Source organism: Viridibacterium curvum, assembly GCF_039544165.1.
Lineage (GTDB): Bacteria > Pseudomonadota > Gammaproteobacteria > Burkholderiales > Rhodocyclaceae > Viridibacterium > Viridibacterium curvum.
Window position 1 is genome coordinate 265,397 of sequence record NZ_BAABLD010000002.1, and the last position, 17,189, is coordinate 282,585.

The following is a 17,189-nucleotide window of genomic DNA, read 5'->3' on the forward strand; positions in this document are numbered from 1 at the left end:
CGCCCCATGAAGATCCTGGTGGTCGAAGACGAGCCGAAGACCGGCGACTATCTGAAGCAGGGCCTCAGCGAGGCGGGCTTCGTGGTCGACCTTGCACGCGATGGCAAGGATGGCTTGCACCTGGCGCTGAGTGAGGACTACGCGCTGGCGATTCTCGACGTGATGCTGCCGGGCCTTGATGGCTGGCAGATCCTCGCTGGCCTGCGCCGTGCGGGGCGCGATATGCCGGTGCTGTTCCTGACGGCGCGCGACCAGGTGGAAGACCGCGTGAAGGGCCTTGAGCTGGGCGCTGACGATTACCTCGTCAAGCCTTTCGCCTTCGCCGAGCTGCTGGCCCGTGTGCGCACCCTGCTGCGCCGGGGCAGCAAGGCAAGCGAGGGTGATCTGCTGAGCATTGCCGATCTGGAGCTCGATTTACGTCGGCGCCGCGTCACGCGCGCAGGGCAGCGCATCGACCTCACGGCCAAGGAGTTCGCCTTGCTCGAACTCCTGATGCGTCGGCAGGGCGAAGTGCTGCCGCGCTCGCTGATTGCATCACAGGTGTGGGACATGAATTTCGACAGCGACACCAATGTCATCGAGGTGGCTGTGCGTCGCCTGCGTGCCAAGGTCGATGATGGCTTCCCGACCAGACTCATCAACACCGTGCGTGGCATGGGCTACGTGCTGGACGCGCCGTGAGCCTCCTGCAGCCGGCACGTCGCCCCTCGCTGAGCCTGCGCCTGACGCTGTTCTTTGCTGCCGCGTCTACGGCTGTGCTGCTGGCGCTGGGTTACATGATCCTGCGCGCTGTTGACCGCCACTTCATGGAGCAGGATGCCGCGCTGCTGGAAGGCAAGATCGCACTGGCTCAGCACGCCTTGCGGAGCGCCCGCAGCGTGGCCGACCTGGCTGCCTTGCCGCAGAAGTTCGATGATTCGCTGATCGGCCATCATGGCCTGGTGGTGGCCGTGATCGCTGCCGATGGCAGCCGGCTGTTTGCTTCACGCGACATGCAGGTGCCCGAATCACTGCTGGCGCCCGAAGCGGCTTTGCCGGAAGCAGAGTTCGAACACCTCGCACATGCAGGCCACGCCGCCAACATCCGCACGGCGCAGCTTTCCGCCTGGCAGACGTCGGCCGGCAACTTCCGTGGTCTGGCTGTCGCGATGCATACCGGCGTCGCCAGCATGGCGCCGGTGACGCTGATCGTCGCGACCGAGATCTCGCACCACACGGATTTCCTGCGCGAGTTCCGCGTCACGCTGTGGGTGTTCGTGGCCTGCGCGGCCTTGCTGACGGGCTTGCTGGGCTGGCTTCTTACGCGACATGCTCTGTTGCCGCTGCAGGCCATGCGCCGTACGGCGGCCGAGGTGACTGCGGACAACCTGCACTTCCGCCTGCCGCTGGCTGACGTGCCGAAAGAGCTGGCAACGCTCGCCGAATCGCTCAACCAGATGCTGGCGCGCCTTGAAGACTCGTTCAGGCGTCTGTCGGATTTTTCGTCCGACCTTGCGCACGAACTGCGCACGCCGGTCAGCAACCTGATGACGCATACGCAGGTGGCACTGTCGCAAACGCGCAGTGCCGAGGAGTACCGCGACGTGCTGTACTCAAACCTTGAAGAATTCGAGCGCCTCTCCAGCATGGTGTCCGAGTTGCTGTTCCTGGCCAAGGCGGACAATGGTTTGATGGTGCCGCGTCACGAACTGGTGCGGCTCGAAGACGAGATGCGCAAGCTCTTCGATTTCTACGAGGCGCTCGCTGAATCCGCGCAACTGACGCTGCAAGTCGAAGGGCAGGGCGCCGTACCGGGCGACGGATCCATGTTGCGGCGTGCGCTCTCCAACCTGTTGTCGAACGCCGTGCGCCACGCCACGCCGGGCACGGCCATCGTTGTGCGCATCGACGACAGTGACGGCACACACGTGCAACTGGAAATCGAGAATCAGGGCGAGACCATCGCCCCCGAACACCTGCCGCGCCTGTTCGACCGCTTCTACCGTGCCGACGCTTCGCGCCACCGCAGCAGCGAAGGCGCCGGGCTGGGGCTGGCGATAACGCATGCCATCGTCGTGGCACATGGTGGCAGCCTTGCTGTGACGTCGGAAGATGGCGTCACGCGCTTCACGATGCGATTGCCTGCACCCAGGCCTTGATTTTTTCAGCCTGCGGAATCGACGCATTCGCCGGGCTCGTCGACGGCAGGCGTATCAGCTCGGCCTGCAAGAACGGCAAACGCGGCAGCACATGCCGCCGGAACAAGGTGTCGGCGGCCGTACCGTTGAAGCAGACGCGTTCGATGCCAGGCTGACGCGCAAAGAAAGCCGCGAAGTCGTTCGGCACGATGCTCTCCGCCTCAATATCTGCATCCAGACTGCCCTCGCGTACGCAGGTCTGCAGCACGTCCCACACCGCGATGCCCTGCGCTTGCAGGGCTGACACACGCGCGGCGTAGTCAGTGGTTGCGTCGAAGCGCAAGGCGCTGCCCAGCGCGCGCCAGAACAGGTTCTGTGGATGGGCGTAGTACTGCTGCGCACGCAGCGAGGCGATGCCGGGCATGCTGCCGAGGATCAGTAGCCGGGCAGACGGTGGCTCGATGGGTGGAAAGCTGTGGACGCGTGCCATGGTTTCAGTCCGTCAATGATCACGGTGCGCAATGCGCACCAACGCGTCTGGACAGTTCAGCGCAAACTGATCACTGACCAGCCCGACTTCTCGGCATGCGCCCGCAGCGTCGGATCCGGGTCGACGGCGACAGGATTCGTCACCAGCGACAGCAGTGGCAAGTCATTGAGCGAGTCGCTGTAGAACCAGGTCTTGTCGAAGCTTTGCAGGTTCAGCGCCAGCGATTCCAGCCAGGTGTTGACGCGCGTGATCTTGCCTTCCTTGAAGGCCGGTAGGCCGCGTGGCTCGCCGGTGAAGCGGCCATTCTCCTGAGCCGGAATCGTGGCGATGCAATGCGAGACGCCGAAGGCGCGCACGATGGGCGCGGTGATGAAGGCGTTGGTGGCGGTGACGATGGCGACGAGGTCGCCTGCGTCGAGATGCTTCCGCACCAGCGCCTGACCCTGCGGCAGCATCATGCCCGCGATGCGGCTCTGCATGAACTCGGCGTGCAGGGCGTCGAGCTGCGCGCGCGGGATGGCGGCGAGCGGGGCCATGACGAAGCGCAGGAAGGCGGCGTTGTCGAGCGTGCCGGCCTTGTAGTGCTCGTAGAACTCATTGTTGCGCGCCTCGTACTCGGCGCGGTTGACGGCGCCACGCTCGCAGATGAATTCGCCCCAGGCGTGGTCGGAGTCGCCGCGGAGCAGGGTGTTGTCGAGGTCGAAGAGGGCGAGATTCATTGCGGCAGCCAGCAGTGTTCGGGGAGGCTGACGACCTTACCAGATTGCGGCGCCAGCAGTTTGCCGCCGTACCGGTTCAGCGCAGCAAGCCCCAGGCGGCCAGGCAGACCAGGCCGAGCAGCGCGACACCGGGTAGGAGCAGGCGTTGCGGGGCGATGCCTGGGCGGCCCTTGGGTGGGTAGGGTACGTCGGCGATAGGCGGCTCCGCCTCACGGGGCTGCGCAGCTTGCGGCGTCGAGATCACAATGGGGTGAGCAGGTTCGGGTAGCAGGCGTGGCAACTCGCAGCCGCAATGCACGCAGTAGCGCCCCTGCGCTTGTTGCGCGCCACATGCGACGCATTGTCGCAGGACCAGGCTGACGATTTCGACAGGAGGTTTGGCCGCAACGATGGGGCGCGGAGGGTTGACCAGTGTCGAGTCCGCCGGATCTTTTGCCGCGACAGGTGCGCTCAGCGACTGCGCTGCATTCAGGTTGCCCGGACGCGGAATGGCGATGGTGGTTTCGGCCTCCAGCAAAGCGTTGCGGAAGGTGTGCGGCGTCAGCGCGGTCTTTTCGAGCTCGGCGCGGATCGGCGTTGTCGCGGTCACCGTGGCAAACGATGGCGGCGGCAGGTTGGTCTCGTCGCGGATCAGGGCGTTGAGATAGGCCTGCCCGGCAAGTTCGGTCTTTTCGAGGTCGGGCAGGTTCTGGTTGGTGGCGATCAGGTCGTGGTCGACCATGGTCTGGGTGAGATTCATCTCCACCTGGGTGGCGGTCATGTCCGCCCCGTCTTCGAAGCGCCTGAGTGGCTGATGAACCTCGGTCGCGGAAAGCGACTGTTGCTGACGCATGATTTCGTGGATGTTGCGTGAAGTCGCAGTCAGGGCCGAGGGCTCCGGTCGCTGCTCCTGCACCCGGATGGGCGTCGTGACGGCTGGCGTTGCCTGCTTGGTGGCTGCGGCGGGCGTGGTGTTCGCCGCTCCAGGCTGCGCCTCGGCCACGACGCGCATGCCGATGCTTTGCAACCGGGCTGCGTAGCGGCGTGCTTGCTCGGCGTCGAGGTCCTTCTTGATGACGGTCTTGCGGCCCGAGAACATCTGGGCCAGCTGTGGCGGCGTGGCACGCAGTCTATCTGCCGCAGCTTCCATCACGGCTTCGCGCGTAAAGCCTTCCAGCACGCTCCCTGCGAAACAGATCCGATAACGCGGGGTGTCGGCGGCCGGAGTGGCGGGCTGTGCCAGAGCGGGCTCAGGCTCTACCAGGATTCGCATGCCCAGCTCGCGCAGCTCGATGGCGTATCGTTTGGCGACGTCCATGTCGACGCCGCGCTTGAGGATGACGGTCTGGCCGCTGAACAGGCGATCGGTTTGTGCCGGGTTGGCGCCGAGTCGACGTGAAGCGCGTTGACGAATGACTTGGGGGTCGTGGCCGGGTAGCAACTCGCCCTTGAAAACGATCCGGTAACGCTTGTCCATCAATACTCCCTCGGCTTTGCAGCGCGCCGCTGCAAATTTGTTATTTATGACGAATTATCGCTGAATCACAGTCGTTGTCATTGCCCTTTAGGGGCAGGGCGAGATCGCCTTTGCAGGATTTTTCACGCGGCCCTTGCAATTCCACAAATACTGTATAAAACTACAGTCATTGCATCGAGCGCTGCCGAATTGATTCGGCTGACCCGACAAACGCTTCCGAGTCGTACCACTTCGAGACCACGTGCCTGTTACAGAGCCATGGAAAAACTGACCGAACGCCAGCAGCAGATTCTCGACTTCATCCGTGAAGTCCAGGAAGCAAACGGCGCACCACCTACCCGGCTCGAGATCTGCGCTGCCTTCGGGTTTGCGTCGCCCAATGCGGCCGAAGCGCACCTCAAGGCGCTTGCCAAAAAAGGCGCGCTGTCGCTGGAGGCGGGTTCTTCGCGGGGTATCCGTCTGGCCGAGGCGCTGGGTTTGCCCGTCGTGGGGCGCGTCGCGGCCGGTTCGCCCATTCTGTCAGAAGGGACTGTAGATCGCCATGTGCGGGTGGATCCGGCCATGTTCGAGCCGCGTGCCGACTTCCTGCTGCGTGTGCGTGGCCTGTCAATGATCGAGGCCGGCATTTTCGAGGGTGATCTGCTCGCGGTGCATCGCACGGCGGACGTGCGCGACGGCCAGATCATCGTGGCGCGCGTCGATGATGAAGTCACTGTCAAACGCCTGCGTCGTGCCAAGGGCCGCATCGAGTTGTTGCCTGAAAACCGCAGCATGAAGCCCATCGTGATCGATCCTGAACGTCAGAGCCTCACCATCGAAGGGTTGGTTGTAGGGCTGATCCGCGACGATTTCGCTTTCTAGGCAGACGGTGTCCATCTCATGTCTGCCTCTTCTTTCCAGTTTGCCGTTTGCAGGAGCAATACCATGAAGTCCCATAGCATCGTTCCGGAAGCCAGCCGTCAGTCCTTGCCCGTGGGTCGCATCATCAGCACCTATCCGTGGGCGCAGGCCATGCTGGATGTGTTGCAACGGCGCGGTCGCAGCTATGGTTTGCTGGCCATGTATGAAGAGTCGCGCCTGACCGTTCCGCGTTGAGCTGCGCCAGACATATCAGTTTCATGGGCCACAAGGCCTGAGCGGGGTCTCCCGATCCCGCTTGTGCGGAAGTCAGCGTGTCACAGAGCTGATGGATGCTTTGAAGATTGCCGGCACATGCAGCCCTCGTCACCTTGTTGCATGTGCCCACACCGAGCAGTACAACCAGTCGATCGCTAGTCGCCGGTTGCCGCACTGCCGGGCAAGGAAGGTATGGGGCGCTCACCTCATTCCTTGCCCGCGCAGCGTGGTTTTCAAAGCGCTGTGCTGAATGGTGCGCACCGCATTACCCCATTTGCCCGGGTTTTTATCCGTTCAGCTGCCGTCTGCTTCAGCCTGGCGCAAACGTGCGACTTGCCGTGCTGCGGCGAGTCCTGAGCGTACGGCTGCTTCGATGGTGGCCGGGTAGGGCGATTGCAGGTAGTCACCTGCCAGCACCAGATTCTTCAGCGGGGTAACCGGAATCGGGCGCCACATCGACGGTGTGCAGGAGAAGGTTGCGCGCTTTTCGGTAATGACCGTCGACCAGCTGGGCGCGGCCAGCCGTGGCAGCAGTGTCTCCACCGCTTCATGGGCGCGTAGCGCCAGTTCGTCGCGGCTCAGTTCGGAATGTGGGCCGCGTGCCGAGATCACGGCGGCGATCAGTCCTTTGTCTTCACCGAGCTGCCCCCGATCGAACAACCACTGGAAGCTGCCTGAAGCGAGGCCAAGCATGGGCTCGGGCAGACGCACCGCGGCGTCGTACTGCAGGTAGACGGTCGTGATCGGCTGGTGAGGGATGGCGTCGATCTGTTCGCGCAGCAGCGTCAGTTCGGGGAGTGGGGCCAGGAGGTCGCTGACGTGATAAGGGGCTACCGCGAGTATGACCTGTGAGAAGCGTTCGCCTTCGAAGGGATTGCCAAGCAGGCGGAAGGCGTCTTCGTCCTGCTCTATCCCTTTGACCGGTGTGGCGATATTGACGGTGCCATTGTTGCGAGCCAGAAATTGCGCGGCCGGCACTGGCAGCAGTTCGGAGAGGTCAACGCGCGGGATCAAAAGCTCGCTGGCTGTGGCGCTCTGCGTCAGCGAGTCGCGCAGTACATTGATGAATACCTGCGCGGAGGCTTGATCCGACGGGGTGTTCAGGGCTGCGACGCACAAGGGCTCCCAGAGGTGCTGACGCAGCAGATCTGTCTGTGCTGTATCGCTGAGCAGCTGATTGACACTGCAGTCTTGCTGCAGCGTGTAGCGGATGCGCTTGATATGGCGCATCAGCCGCACGGCTGCGAAGCGGTCAGACCAGGTCAATTGCTTTGAACGCCACAGGGCCACTGCGAGGTGCAAGGGCGCTGGCAGATCGGGAGCGCGAATGTCGAGCTTGCCCGGGACGTGCCAGGTGAAGGGGCGACTGAGCAGCTGACGCGGTGGTACGCGCAGCAGGCGTAGCAGTTTGAGGGTTTCCGTGTAGGCGCCGATGAGCAGATGCTGACCGTTGTCGATGCGGCGACCGTCCTTCTCGACGACACGGGCGCGGCCCCCGAGGACGCGGGATGCTTCGAACAGTGTGACGGGGATGCCGAGGCGAGCCAGTTCGACGGCTGCGCTCAGGCCAGCATAGCCCCCACCGATGACGGCCACACGCCTCATATCAGCCCCTGATCCAGGTGGTGACAGCGATCCACAGTTTACGGATTGGCGTCAGCGATGTGCGCTGGCTCAGGACCTTGCAGCCGTCGCGCTTGATCTCGTCGAGTGTTGCGCGGTAGATGGCTGCCATGATCAGGCCGGCACGCTGGGGCTTGCGATCCACTGCAGGAAGATGTGCCATGGCCTGTGCGTAGTAGCGCTCGGCTCGTTCGATCTGGAATTCCATGAGCGCACGGAATTTGTCGCTGTACTGGCCGTCGGTGATTTCGCGCGCAGTGACGTTGAACTGCTGCAGCTCGTCGATAGGCAGGTAGATACGGCCACGGCGTGCGTCTTCGCCGACGTCGCGGATGATATTGGTGAGCTGGAAGGCGATGCCCAGGTCGTGCGCGTACTTGAGCGTCTGGCGGTCGGTGTAGCCGAAGATCTCGGCTGCGAGCAGGCCAACCACACTGGCCACGCGGTAGCAATAAAGCTGGAGTCCCTTGAAGTCGAGGTAGCGAGATTGCTGCAGATCCATCTGCATGCCTTCGATGATCTCCAGCAGCTGTTCGCGCGGCAGGTTGATGGTCTTGACTACTTCGGCGAGAGCCTGGGTCACCGGATGTGTGGGAGACCCACTGTGGATCTCGCAGGTTTCCTTGCGCCACCACTCCAGCTTGGTCTGGGCAATCTGCGGGTCAGGAATGTCGTCGACAACGTCATCCACCTCGCGGCAGAACGCATACAGCGCCATGATGGCGCGGCGCTTTTCAGGTGCGAGGAAGCGGAAGCTGTAATAGAAGCTGGAGCCGCTGGCGGCGGCTTTCTGCTCGCAGTACTCGAAGGGATTCATGCAGGTTTTCTTGTCATGGTGATGGCGCGCCAGACGAGGCGCAGCCAGTCTGTCTTGCCCAGGGTGGGGCGACGGCGGAAAACATCGTAGTCCACGGCCTCGATTTGCTCCAGCGTGCGCAGGCCTCCCTGCACGATCAAACGCAGCTCCCAACCGATGCGGCCGGGCAGGGCGAAGGCAAGCGGGGCGCCCCGCAGCATCATGTCGCGGGCACGCTCGACCTGGAACCGCATCAGGGTCCGCCAGTTGTCATCGATGCGTCCCTCGGCAATCTGCGTCTCGCTGACGCCGAAGCGCAGCAGATCCTCCTGAGGCAGGTAAACGCGGTTCTTGGCCCAGTCGACGGCAACGTCCTGCCAGAAGTTGATGAATTGCAGGCTGGAGCAGATGTCATCCGAGTTCGAGAGATTGCCGGGCGTGGCGGCCTTGTAGAGATGCAGCAGAAGCCGCCCCACAGGGTCGGCAGAACGCCGGCTGTAGTCACGCAGTTCGGCGAAGTCGGCATAACGGGTCTTCACGACGTCCTGTGAGAAGGCGTCGAGCAGGTCGCGCAGCAGGATTACGGGCAACTGGTGCGCCCGGACATTGCGCGCCAGGCGGGCAAACATGGCAATGTCAGGGATGCCGCCGCTATCAATGGTGTTGAGTTCGCGACGGTAGTCGTTCAGCGCGGCGAGGCGTTGCAAGGGTTCGGCATCGCCTTCGTCCGCGATGTCGTCTGCGCTGCGGGCGAATGCATAGATGGCTTCCACCGGCTCGCGCAGGTGGCTGGGCAACAGCAGGGAAGCGACGGGAAAGTTTTCGTAGTGATCGACGGGCATTTGTCCGGCTGACATTCGCGGGCAGGGGAGTATAGCCAAGCTGGTATACTTCGGCCCGCTCGCCGGCTGGACCGGCAGCTTTCCACCTTGCCCAGGTGGCGAAATTGGTAGACGCACCAGATTTAGGTTCTGGCGCCGCGAGGCGTGGGGGTTCGAGTCCCTTCCTGGGCACCAAACGAGACGCATGGCGTACAAGCGGAATGAGTGAGCCTTTGCCAGTCCACCGCCGTAGCCGGCGCACGTTGTGGCGTGTCCTCACAGTGGGCGTGGCCCTGCTGATCGCGTATGGCTCGCTCTACCCCTTCCATTTCACTACCGACGTCGACCTGACGCAGGCCAGACAGGCGCTGTGGGAACGGGCGGGCGATCTGTGGACGAACTTTCCCGATGTCACGGGCAACGTGTTGTTGTTCTTGCCGTGCGGGCTGTTGATCGCGTTCATGGCGGGCCATGCAAAGGCGCAGCTGTCACAGTTTTTCGCCTGGGTGATGTTTGCCTTGCTGGTTCAGATCGCGCAGTTCTGGGTGCCGGAGCGTTCGGCAAGTCTGGCCGACGTGCTCTGGAATGGCGTCGGCTGCGCCGTTGGCGTGGTGGCAGGACTGGCCTATCGACGCCTGGATGCGGCGCGTGACAGGCAGGAAATCCCTTTCGAGCCGCTGAGCATGATTGTCGCCTTGTGCTGGTTGGGTGCCGAGCTGGCGCCCTTTGTCCCCAGTCTCGATGTGGGGCAGGTGCGCAGCGCACTGCGGCCACTGCGTGATCCTTTCAACATCGATTTCGTGCATGCCGGCGTTGTGGCGGTTCAATTCCTGGTAGCTGCCTTTGCCTTGCGCAGTGGAGTGGGACGTTACAAACCTGCATTGATGATCACCGGCATGGCGGCGATTTTTCTCGGGACCAAGCTCTTCATCGTGGGGCATGCATTACATCCGGGGACCTTGCTTGGGCTCGGTGTTGGCTGGCTGGCTTTCCTCATCTGGCGCAGGCGCGAGACGCCTTGGGGCGTATTGCTGGGTTTGCTGTTGGTCAGCTATCTGCTGGATTCTCTGGCGCCATTCCAGTTTCCAGGTTGGCAGAGTGATCTGCACTGGTTGCCGCTCTTCGCTCGGCTGGAAGGCAGCATGCTGGCCAACCTGGTCAGTCTGCTGCGCATCGCCTACATAAGTCTTGCCGTGATCTGGCTCTTGCACGGTATGCAAGCCAGGGTTTTCGCTGCCAGCGTAATCATCGCCATCTGCTTTGCAGGTGTGGAGTATCTGCAGACCTGGGTGGCAGGGCGAACGGGGGACATGACCGAGCCCTTTGTGCTGCTGTTGCTTGCATGGGTACTGCGCAAACCACTCGTGCATGCCGACAGGGCGGAATTGAAGAAGAGGCAGGTGGTGCCTGCCTCTTCACCCGTTGCTTCACGGTAACGGCAAGGCGCAGACGCTGTCAGGCCGCGACGGCTACCGGTTTGTCGGGCCGGCACTCACGGGTCAGCACGGTTACGCCATTTTCATCGACAGTTTCGAGCTTGACCGTGAAACCCCACAGCCTTGCGACGTGCTTGAGCATTTCTGCCGTGCTCTTGCCCATGGGCCTGCGCTTGAAGGATTGATGGCGTAGTGTGAGGCTGCGATCACCACGCATATCGACGTTCCATACCTGGATGTTGGGGTCGCGTGAGCCGATGTTGTACTGCTCCGATAACGTCTGGCGAATCGCGTGGTAGCCCGCATCGTCGTGGATGGCTGAGACTTTCAGGCGCGGGGCCTGATCATCGTCTTCGATCGCGAACAGTCGCAGGTCGCGAATCAACTTCGGTGACAGGAACTGCGCGATGAAGCTCTCGTCCTTGAAGTTGCGCATGGCGAAGTCGAAGGTTTCACGCCAGTTGGAGCCGGCAATGTCCGGGAACCACTTGCGATCTTCTTCAGTGGGGTTTTCGCAGATGCGCCGGATATCCGTCCACATCGCAAAGCCCAATGCATAAGGGTTGATGCCGCGGTACCAGGGTACGTTGTAGGCGGGTTGCATCACCACGTTGGTGTGGGAATGCAGGAACTCCATCATGAAACTGTCTGCCAGCAGCCCCTCGTCGTACATGGTGTTTAGCAGGGTGTAGTGCCAATAGGTGGCCCAGCCCTCGTTCATGACCTGGGTCTGCCGTTGCGGGAAGAAGTATTGCGAGACCTTGCGAACGATGCGTACGACTTCGCGCTGCCAGGGCTCCAGCAGAGGAGCACTCTTCTCAAGGAAGTAGAGAAGGTTTTCCTCTGGCTCGGCAGGGAAGCGGCGCTCGGCTTGTTGTGACGACTTGGCCTCGGTTTGTGGCAGCGTGCGCCACAGGTCATTGACCTGCGATTGCAGGTAGTCCTCGCGCTCCTTCTGGCGCATCTTTTCTTTTTCAAGCGACAGCTTGGGCGGGCGCTTGTAGCGGTCTACTCCCACGCTCATCAGCGCGTGGCAGGAGTCCAGCAGCAGCTCGACCGCCTCCTCACCATGGCGCTCTTCGCATTCGGAGAGGAAGTTTCGCGCGAAGATCAGGTAGTCGATGATGGCGTCCGCGTTGGTCCAGGTGCGGAACAGATAGTTGCCCTTGAAGAAGGAGTTGTGGCCGTAAGCCGCATGTGCAATCACCAGGGCCTGCATCGTCATGGTGTTTTCTTCCATGAGGTAGGAGATGCAGGGGTTGGAGTTGATCACGATTTCGTACGCCAACCCCATCTGACCACGCCGATAGCCTTTCTCGGTGGCAATGAATTGCTTGCCGAAGCTCCAGTGGTGGTAATTCACCGGCATGCCGACGGAGGCGTAGGCGTCCATCATCTGCTCGGCAGTGATGAGCTCGATCTGGTTGGGGTAGGTGTCCAGGCCGTAGCTTTCGGCGACGCGCTGGATCTCCTTGTGATACTGGTCGATGAGCTCGAAGGTCCATTCCGACGGGGCGGGCAGGGGCTTCTTTGCGCGTTTCTTCGTAGTCGGGCTCATAGGAGTGTCTTCTTGAAGAGTTCGCGGAACACGGGATAGATATCGGCGTAGTTCTCGATACGTTGCATCGCGAATGCGGGCGTCGTGCCGATGATTTTTTCGTACTCGCGCCACAGGTTCTGCGGTTCGCCGGGTGTGATTTCGATGTAGGCGAAAAACTGCACGAAGGGCAGGATGGTCTGCGACAGGATTTCGCGACAACGCGGTGAGTCGTTCTCCCAGTTGTCGCCGTCCGACGCCTGCGCGCCGTAGATGTTCCACATGCCGGTGTTGTAACGCTCGCGGATGATGTCGCGCATCATGTCCAGCGCGCTGGAGACGACCGTGCCGCCCGACTCACGCGAGTGGAAGAAGTCTTCTTCGTCCACTTCGCGTGCCACAGTGTGGTGACGGATGAAGACCACCTCGATGTGCTCGTAGGTGCGCGTAAGGAACAGGTAGAGCAGCATGAAGAAGCGTTTGGCCGTGGCCTTCTTCTGCTCATCCATCGAGCCCGACACGTCCATGAGGCAGAACATCACAGCTTGAGTCGAGGGCTGCGGCACCTTGATGCGGTTGTTGTAGCGCAGGTCGAAGGTGTCGAGGAAGGGGATGCGTTCGAGTTTTGCGCGCAGAGCGCCGGCTTCTTCCTTGAGCTTCTGGATTGCTTCTTCGTCGCGCGGCGTGGACTTTTCCAGCTCGTCGATCTCGGCGTGCAGCTCACGTAACCTGGCGTTGTAGGGCGAGCCGAGTGCCAGACGGCGCCCCAGTGCGCTACGCATCGAGCGCACCAGGTTCAGGTTGGTCGGCGTGCCGTCGTTCGAGAAGCCAGCGCGTTGCGACTTGTAGTCGGGGATCTTGGCGAGCTGTGTCTTGACGAGGTTGGGCAGGGCCAGGTCGTCGAAGAACACGTCAAGGAACTCCTCGCGCGAGAGCTGAAAGACGAAATCATCCTCTCCCTCGCCATCTTCGCTCGCGCTTCCGCCGCCTCCGCCACTCCCACCACCTCCCAACGGACGATTGATCTCGTCGCCGGAGGCGAACTGATCGTTACCGCTATATACCTGTTCCCAGGTGCCGCCTTCCCCATGCTGGAAATGCGGCTCGGACAGGTCCTTGGAGGGGATGGTGACGCTCTCCCCGTTGTCGAGATCCTTGATCGAACGGCCATCAATGGCGTCGGCGACCGCCTTGCGAATCTGCCCCTTGAAACGGCGCATGAAGCGCTGACGGTTTACTGCGCTTTTATTCCTGCTGTCAAAACGTCTGTCGACTATGCGAACCATGTCTATGCACCAGGATTGATTCAAGTGCGGAGCACTGCGCCATGGCGGGGCATGGCGCAGTGCATGAAGCTTACGAAGACTTGCGGACGCGGAGGTACCAATCGCAGAGCAGGCGGACCTGGTTCTCGGTGTAACCCTTGGTGATCATGCGGTTGACGAAATCCTGGTGCTTTTTCTGCTCGTCTGCACTGGCCTTGGGCGAGAAGGAGATAACGGGCAGCAGGTCTTCGGTATTCGAGAACATCTTCTTCTCGATGACCGAGCGCAGCTTTTCGTACGAAGTCCAGCTCGGATTCTTTCCGCTGTGCTTGGCACGGGCGCGCAGCACGAAATTCACCACCTCGTTACGGAAGTCCTTGGGGTTGCTGATGCCAGCAGGCTTCTCGATCTTTTCCAGCTCGTCGTTCAGCGAGGAGCGGTCAAAGATTTCACCCGTGTTCGGGTCGCGGAATTCCTGGTCCTGGATCCAGAAATCAGCGTACGTCACGTAGCGGTCAAAGATGTTTTGCCCGTACTCGGAGTAGGACTCTAGATAGGCGGTCTGGATTTCCTTGCCGATGAATTCGGCATAGCGCGGCGCCAGGTATTCCTTGATGAAGGCCGTGTATTTCTGATCTATCTCGGGCGGGAATTGCTCCTGCTCGATCTGTTGTTCCAGTACGTACATCAGGTGTACTGGATTGGCGGCAACCTCTCGATGGTCGAAGTTAAAGACCCGCGATAGCACCTTGAACGCGAAGCGTGTCGAAAGCCCGGTCATGCCTTCATCGACACCTGCGTAGTCGCGGTACTCCTGATAGCTTTTGGCCTTGGGATCCGTGTCCTTCAGGTTTTCGCCGTCGTAGACGCGCATCTTGCTGAAAATACTGGAGTTTTCTGGCTCCTTCATGCGCGAGAGAACGGCGAACTGAGCCAGCATCTTGAGCGTGTCTGGCGCGCAGGGCGCTTCCGTCAGCGAGCTATGCTGCAGCAACTTTTCGTAAATCTTCACCTCGTCCGACAGGCGCAGGCAGTAAGGCACCTTGACCGTGAAAATGCGGTCAAGGAATGCCTCGTTGTTCTTGTTGTTCTTGAACTGTTGCCACTCGGATTCGTTTGAGTGCGCGAGGATCACACCGTCGAAGGGGATGGCGCCGAATCCTTCCGTGCCCTTGTAGTTCCCCTCCTGCGTAGCGGTAAGCAAGGGGTGCAGCACCTTGATCGGTGCTTTGAACATTTCGACGAATTCCAGCAAACCGCGGTTGGCAAGGCACAGGCCACCCGAATAGGAGTAGGCGTCGGGATCGTCCTGCGAATACTGTTCGAGCTTGCGAATATCGACCTTGCCGACCAGAGACGAGATGTCCTGGTTGTTCTCGTCGCCGGGCTCGGTCTTCGCGACAGAGATTTGCTGCAGCGCAGAGGGGCGCAGTTTCACTACGCGAAACTTGGTGACATCACCGTTGAACTCATGCAGGCGCTTGACCGCCCACGGGGACATGATGGTATTGAGGTAGCGGCGCGGGATGCCATAGTCATTCTCGAAAATTTGACCGTCCTCCAGCGGATCAAACAGGCCCAGCGGCGATTCATGCACCGGCGAGCCCTTGATGGCGTAAAACGGCACCTTCTCGACGAGCTGTTTGAGCTTTTCAGCCAGCGAGCTCTTGCCGCCACCAACAGGGCCCAGCAGATAGAGAATCTGCTTCTTCTCTTCCAGTCCCTGAGCAGCATGGCGGAAGTAGGCAACGATGTTCTCGATGGCTTCTTCCATGCCGTAAAACTCACGGAACGCCGGATAAATCTTGATGACCTTGTTGGAGAAGATGCGTGAGAGGCGCGGATCAAGCCGCGTGTCCAGCATCTCCGGCTCGCCGATCGCCATCAGCATGCGCTCGGCTGCCGTAGCGTAGGCGCTGCGATCTTTCTTGCAGATCTCGAGGTATTCCTGCAAGGAGAGTTCTTCTTCCTTGCTCACCTCGAACCGGGCCTGGTACGCACTGAAAATACTCATGCAACACCTCCTCGAAGAATCACACCGACGGGAACAACTGTCCGCAATCGAACTATCGTCCAACTGCGTCTGGAACTAAAGCCGGAGCGGGCGGCATTTGGCACGTCTATTCCTCTCAGCCATGGACGGATGCAGCACTATCATGGCTTCCGTCATCAAGACCCCCTGAAGGTGATCGAAGTTCCGTTGTCCTTCAGTCCCTTGCAAGCTGCTCGATGCATGGAACGTGCCAATTGCTGTCAAACAAGTCGTACCCGGGACGGGCGGCCGGTCTGCTGTGGTAAAATCGTGCTACCCGTATTTGTGTTTCGCCCGGACTTGCGCGAGCAGCGCGCAGGCAGTCTTGGCGCCTCTTATGAACGCAGGGCTTTGTGTCTTCGCGCTGAAGCCCGACCCCACATCGACCAAGGATTTTCCTGATGCAAACCAATGAAATGACGCTGGGCGCGCTGGAGCGCCGCATTGACATGTCCATCCCGATGGCTGAAATCGAGCGCGGCGTCGAGGAGCGGCTCAAGCGTCTGGCTCGTACCGTCAAGATGTCCGGCTTCCGCCCGGGCAAGGTGCCGATGAAGATCGTCGAGCAGACCTACGGCCCGCAAGTGCGCTCCGAAGTGCTGGAAGCCGCCGTCGAGCGCAATTTTGGCGAAAAAGTGCGCGAGCAGAATCTGCGTGTTGCCGGTTATCCGCGCATCGAAGCCAAGCAGCCTGCCGCTGACGGCCAGGTTGAGTTCAGCGCCGTGTTCGAAGTATTCCCCGAAGTCAGCATTGGTGATCTGGGCTCTCAAAGCGTCGAACGTCCGGTTGTTGAAGTTGGCGAAGCTGAGGTCGACAAGACACTGGAAGTGCTGCGTAAGCAGCGCGCCGTGTTCGAAGCCGCAACCCGTGCATCCGTTGAAGGTGATCGCGTGGTCATCGACTTCACCGGTCGCAAAGATGGTGAAGTCTTTGAAGGCGGTCAGGCGACCGACTTTCCCGTGACGGTGGGTGGGGGGCAGATGCTGCCCGAGTTCGACGCGCAACTGGTAGGCGTGTCTGTTGGTGAGAGCCGTACCTTCGACCTGACCTTTCCTGAGGGCTACCACGCACAGAATCTTGCCGGCCAGACCGTTCAGTTCGAAATCACCATCAAGAGCGTCGAGGCGCCCCGTTTGCCGGAACTCGACGCTGAATTCGCCAAGTCTCTTGGTGTTGTGGATGGCGATATCACCCGGATGCGCGCAGAAATCCGCGGCAACCTGGAGCGCGAAGTGAAGCGCCGCATCCGAAATCTGGTGCGCGGCAATGTTTTCGACGTACTCGATAAAGCCGTGACGCTGGAAGTGCCCAAGGCTTTGATCGAATCCGAGTCCAAGCGCATGGCCGAGCAGGCTCGCCAGGACATGGCGCAACGCGGCATGGATCCGAAGAACATTCCGGTTGAGCCGGCATGGTTCGTTGAACAAGCGGGCAAGCGGGTCAAGATGAGCCTGATTGTGTCCGAAATTGTCAGCAAGAACGGACTGGGTGCCAAGCCCGAGCAGATTCGCAAGATCATCGAAGACCTCGCGCAAAGCTATGAAAAGCCTGAGGAACTGGTGAAGTGGTACTACTCCAGCCCGGAACGTCTGTCGAACATTGAAGACGTGGTGGTGGAAGACAATGTCGTTGAATGGGTTGGCACGCAGTTGAAAATGGCTGACAAGGCCATCACCTTTGACGAACTGATGAATAGTCAGCAAGCGGCCTGATCTTTGCTTTTGTTGTTTTGAACAGCCATTTTGTTGCGTTTGAAGGGATTTCAGGAATGACTCATTTCG

Annotated in this window: 15 protein-coding genes and 1 tRNA gene; 7 read left to right on the top strand and 9 right to left on the bottom strand. The window is 60.8% G+C overall.

Going from position 1 to position 17,189, the window contains the following annotated elements; translation table 11 throughout:
• Positions 1–6: 6 nt before the first annotated feature.
• Positions 7–681 (top strand): heavy metal response regulator transcription factor, encoded by a 675-nt coding sequence (locus ABEA02_RS02435; protein ID WP_345531232.1) that lies wholly within the window; start codon positions 7–9, stop codon positions 679–681.
• The gene (locus tag ABEA02_RS02440; RefSeq protein WP_345531233.1) at positions 678–2,138 is read left to right on the top strand and encodes a heavy metal sensor histidine kinase; all 1,461 of its coding nucleotides are present in this window, start codon (positions 678–680) and stop codon (positions 2,136–2,138) included. The genes ABEA02_RS02435 and ABEA02_RS02440 overlap by 4 nt, the downstream gene beginning before the upstream one ends.
• On the opposite strand, the gene ABEA02_RS02445 is transcribed toward ABEA02_RS02440, so the two are convergent.
• The 3 genes from ABEA02_RS02445 to ABEA02_RS02455 form a co-directional block, all read right to left on the bottom strand.
• Positions 2,107–2,607 carry a DNA-deoxyinosine glycosylase gene (locus ABEA02_RS02445; protein ID WP_345531234.1) on the bottom strand — a complete coding sequence of 167 codons (501 nt, stop codon included), beginning with the start codon at positions 2,605–2,607 and terminating at the stop codon, positions 2,107–2,109. The two genes, ABEA02_RS02440 and ABEA02_RS02445, sit on opposite strands and share 32 nt — an antisense overlap.
• Positions 2,608–2,663: 56 nt before the next feature.
• A complete protein-coding gene (locus ABEA02_RS02450) occupies positions 2,664–3,326 on the bottom strand; it encodes a histidinol-phosphatase (protein ID WP_345531235.1) in 663 nt (220 codons plus the stop codon).
• Positions 3,327–3,402: 76 nt separating this feature from the next.
• On the bottom strand, positions 3,403–4,782 hold the full coding sequence (locus ABEA02_RS02455) for a hypothetical protein (RefSeq protein ID WP_345531236.1): 1,380 nt from the start codon (positions 4,780–4,782) through the stop codon (positions 3,403–3,405).
• Positions 4,783–5,040: 258 nt separating this feature from the next.
• Between ABEA02_RS02455 and lexA the strand changes: the two genes are divergently transcribed.
• The gene (gene lexA, locus ABEA02_RS02460; RefSeq protein WP_345531237.1) at positions 5,041–5,643 is read left to right on the top strand and encodes a transcriptional repressor LexA; all 603 of its coding nucleotides are present in this window, start codon (positions 5,041–5,043) and stop codon (positions 5,641–5,643) included.
• 63 nt (positions 5,644–5,706) lie between these two features.
• Entirely contained in the window at positions 5,707–5,877 is a 171-nt protein-coding gene (locus ABEA02_RS02465) for a hypothetical protein (protein WP_345531238.1), read from the top strand.
• 315 nt (positions 5,878–6,192) lie between these two features.
• On the opposite strand, the gene hpnE is transcribed toward ABEA02_RS02465, so the two are convergent.
• From hpnE to hpnC, 3 genes are read right to left on the bottom strand one after another with little or no spacing between them, the layout of a single operon-like run.
• Positions 6,193–7,503 carry a hydroxysqualene dehydroxylase HpnE gene (gene hpnE / locus ABEA02_RS02470; RefSeq protein WP_345531239.1) on the bottom strand — a complete coding sequence of 437 codons (1,311 nt, stop codon included), beginning with the start codon at positions 7,501–7,503 and terminating at the stop codon, positions 6,193–6,195.
• A gap of 1 nt (position 7,504) precedes the next feature.
• The gene (hpnD, locus tag ABEA02_RS02475) at positions 7,505–8,338 is read right to left on the bottom strand and encodes a presqualene diphosphate synthase HpnD (protein WP_345531240.1); all 834 of its coding nucleotides are present in this window, start codon (positions 8,336–8,338) and stop codon (positions 7,505–7,507) included.
• The gene (gene hpnC / locus ABEA02_RS02480; protein ID WP_345531585.1) at positions 8,335–9,159 is read right to left on the bottom strand and encodes a squalene synthase HpnC; all 825 of its coding nucleotides are present in this window, start codon (positions 9,157–9,159) and stop codon (positions 8,335–8,337) included. Before hpnC ends, hpnD begins: the two co-directional genes overlap by 4 nt.
• Before the next feature lie 89 nt (positions 9,160–9,248).
• Between hpnC and ABEA02_RS02485 the strand changes: the two genes are divergently transcribed.
• Positions 9,249–9,333 (top strand) — tRNA-Leu (locus tag ABEA02_RS02485).
• A 92-nt stretch (positions 9,334–9,425) separates the two neighbouring features.
• On the top strand, positions 9,426–10,574 hold the full coding sequence (locus ABEA02_RS02490; protein ID WP_345531241.1) for a VanZ family protein: 1,149 nt from the start codon (positions 9,426–9,428) through the stop codon (positions 10,572–10,574).
• Between the two features lie 19 nt (positions 10,575–10,593).
• Here ABEA02_RS02490 and ABEA02_RS02495 read toward each other — a convergent pair whose 3' ends face one another.
• The 3 genes from ABEA02_RS02495 to ABEA02_RS02505 form a co-directional block, all read right to left on the bottom strand.
• Entirely contained in the window at positions 10,594–12,132 is a 1,539-nt protein-coding gene (locus ABEA02_RS02495; RefSeq protein ID WP_345531242.1) for a SpoVR family protein, read from the bottom strand.
• Positions 12,129–13,397, bottom strand: coding sequence for a YeaH/YhbH family protein (locus ABEA02_RS02500; RefSeq protein ID WP_345531243.1), 1,269 nt, complete (start codon positions 13,395–13,397; stop codon positions 12,129–12,131). The genes ABEA02_RS02495 and ABEA02_RS02500 overlap by 4 nt, the downstream gene beginning before the upstream one ends.
• Positions 13,398–13,467: 70 nt before the next feature.
• Entirely contained in the window at positions 13,468–15,390 is a 1,923-nt protein-coding gene (locus tag ABEA02_RS02505) for a PrkA family serine protein kinase (RefSeq protein WP_345531244.1), read from the bottom strand.
• 419 nt (positions 15,391–15,809) lie between these two features.
• Here ABEA02_RS02505 and tig point away from each other — a divergent pair, with 419 nt between their 5' ends.
• On the top strand, positions 15,810–17,120 hold the full coding sequence (gene tig, locus ABEA02_RS02510; RefSeq protein WP_345531245.1) for a trigger factor: 1,311 nt from the start codon (positions 15,810–15,812) through the stop codon (positions 17,118–17,120).
• Positions 17,121–17,189: the final 69 nt, after the last annotated feature.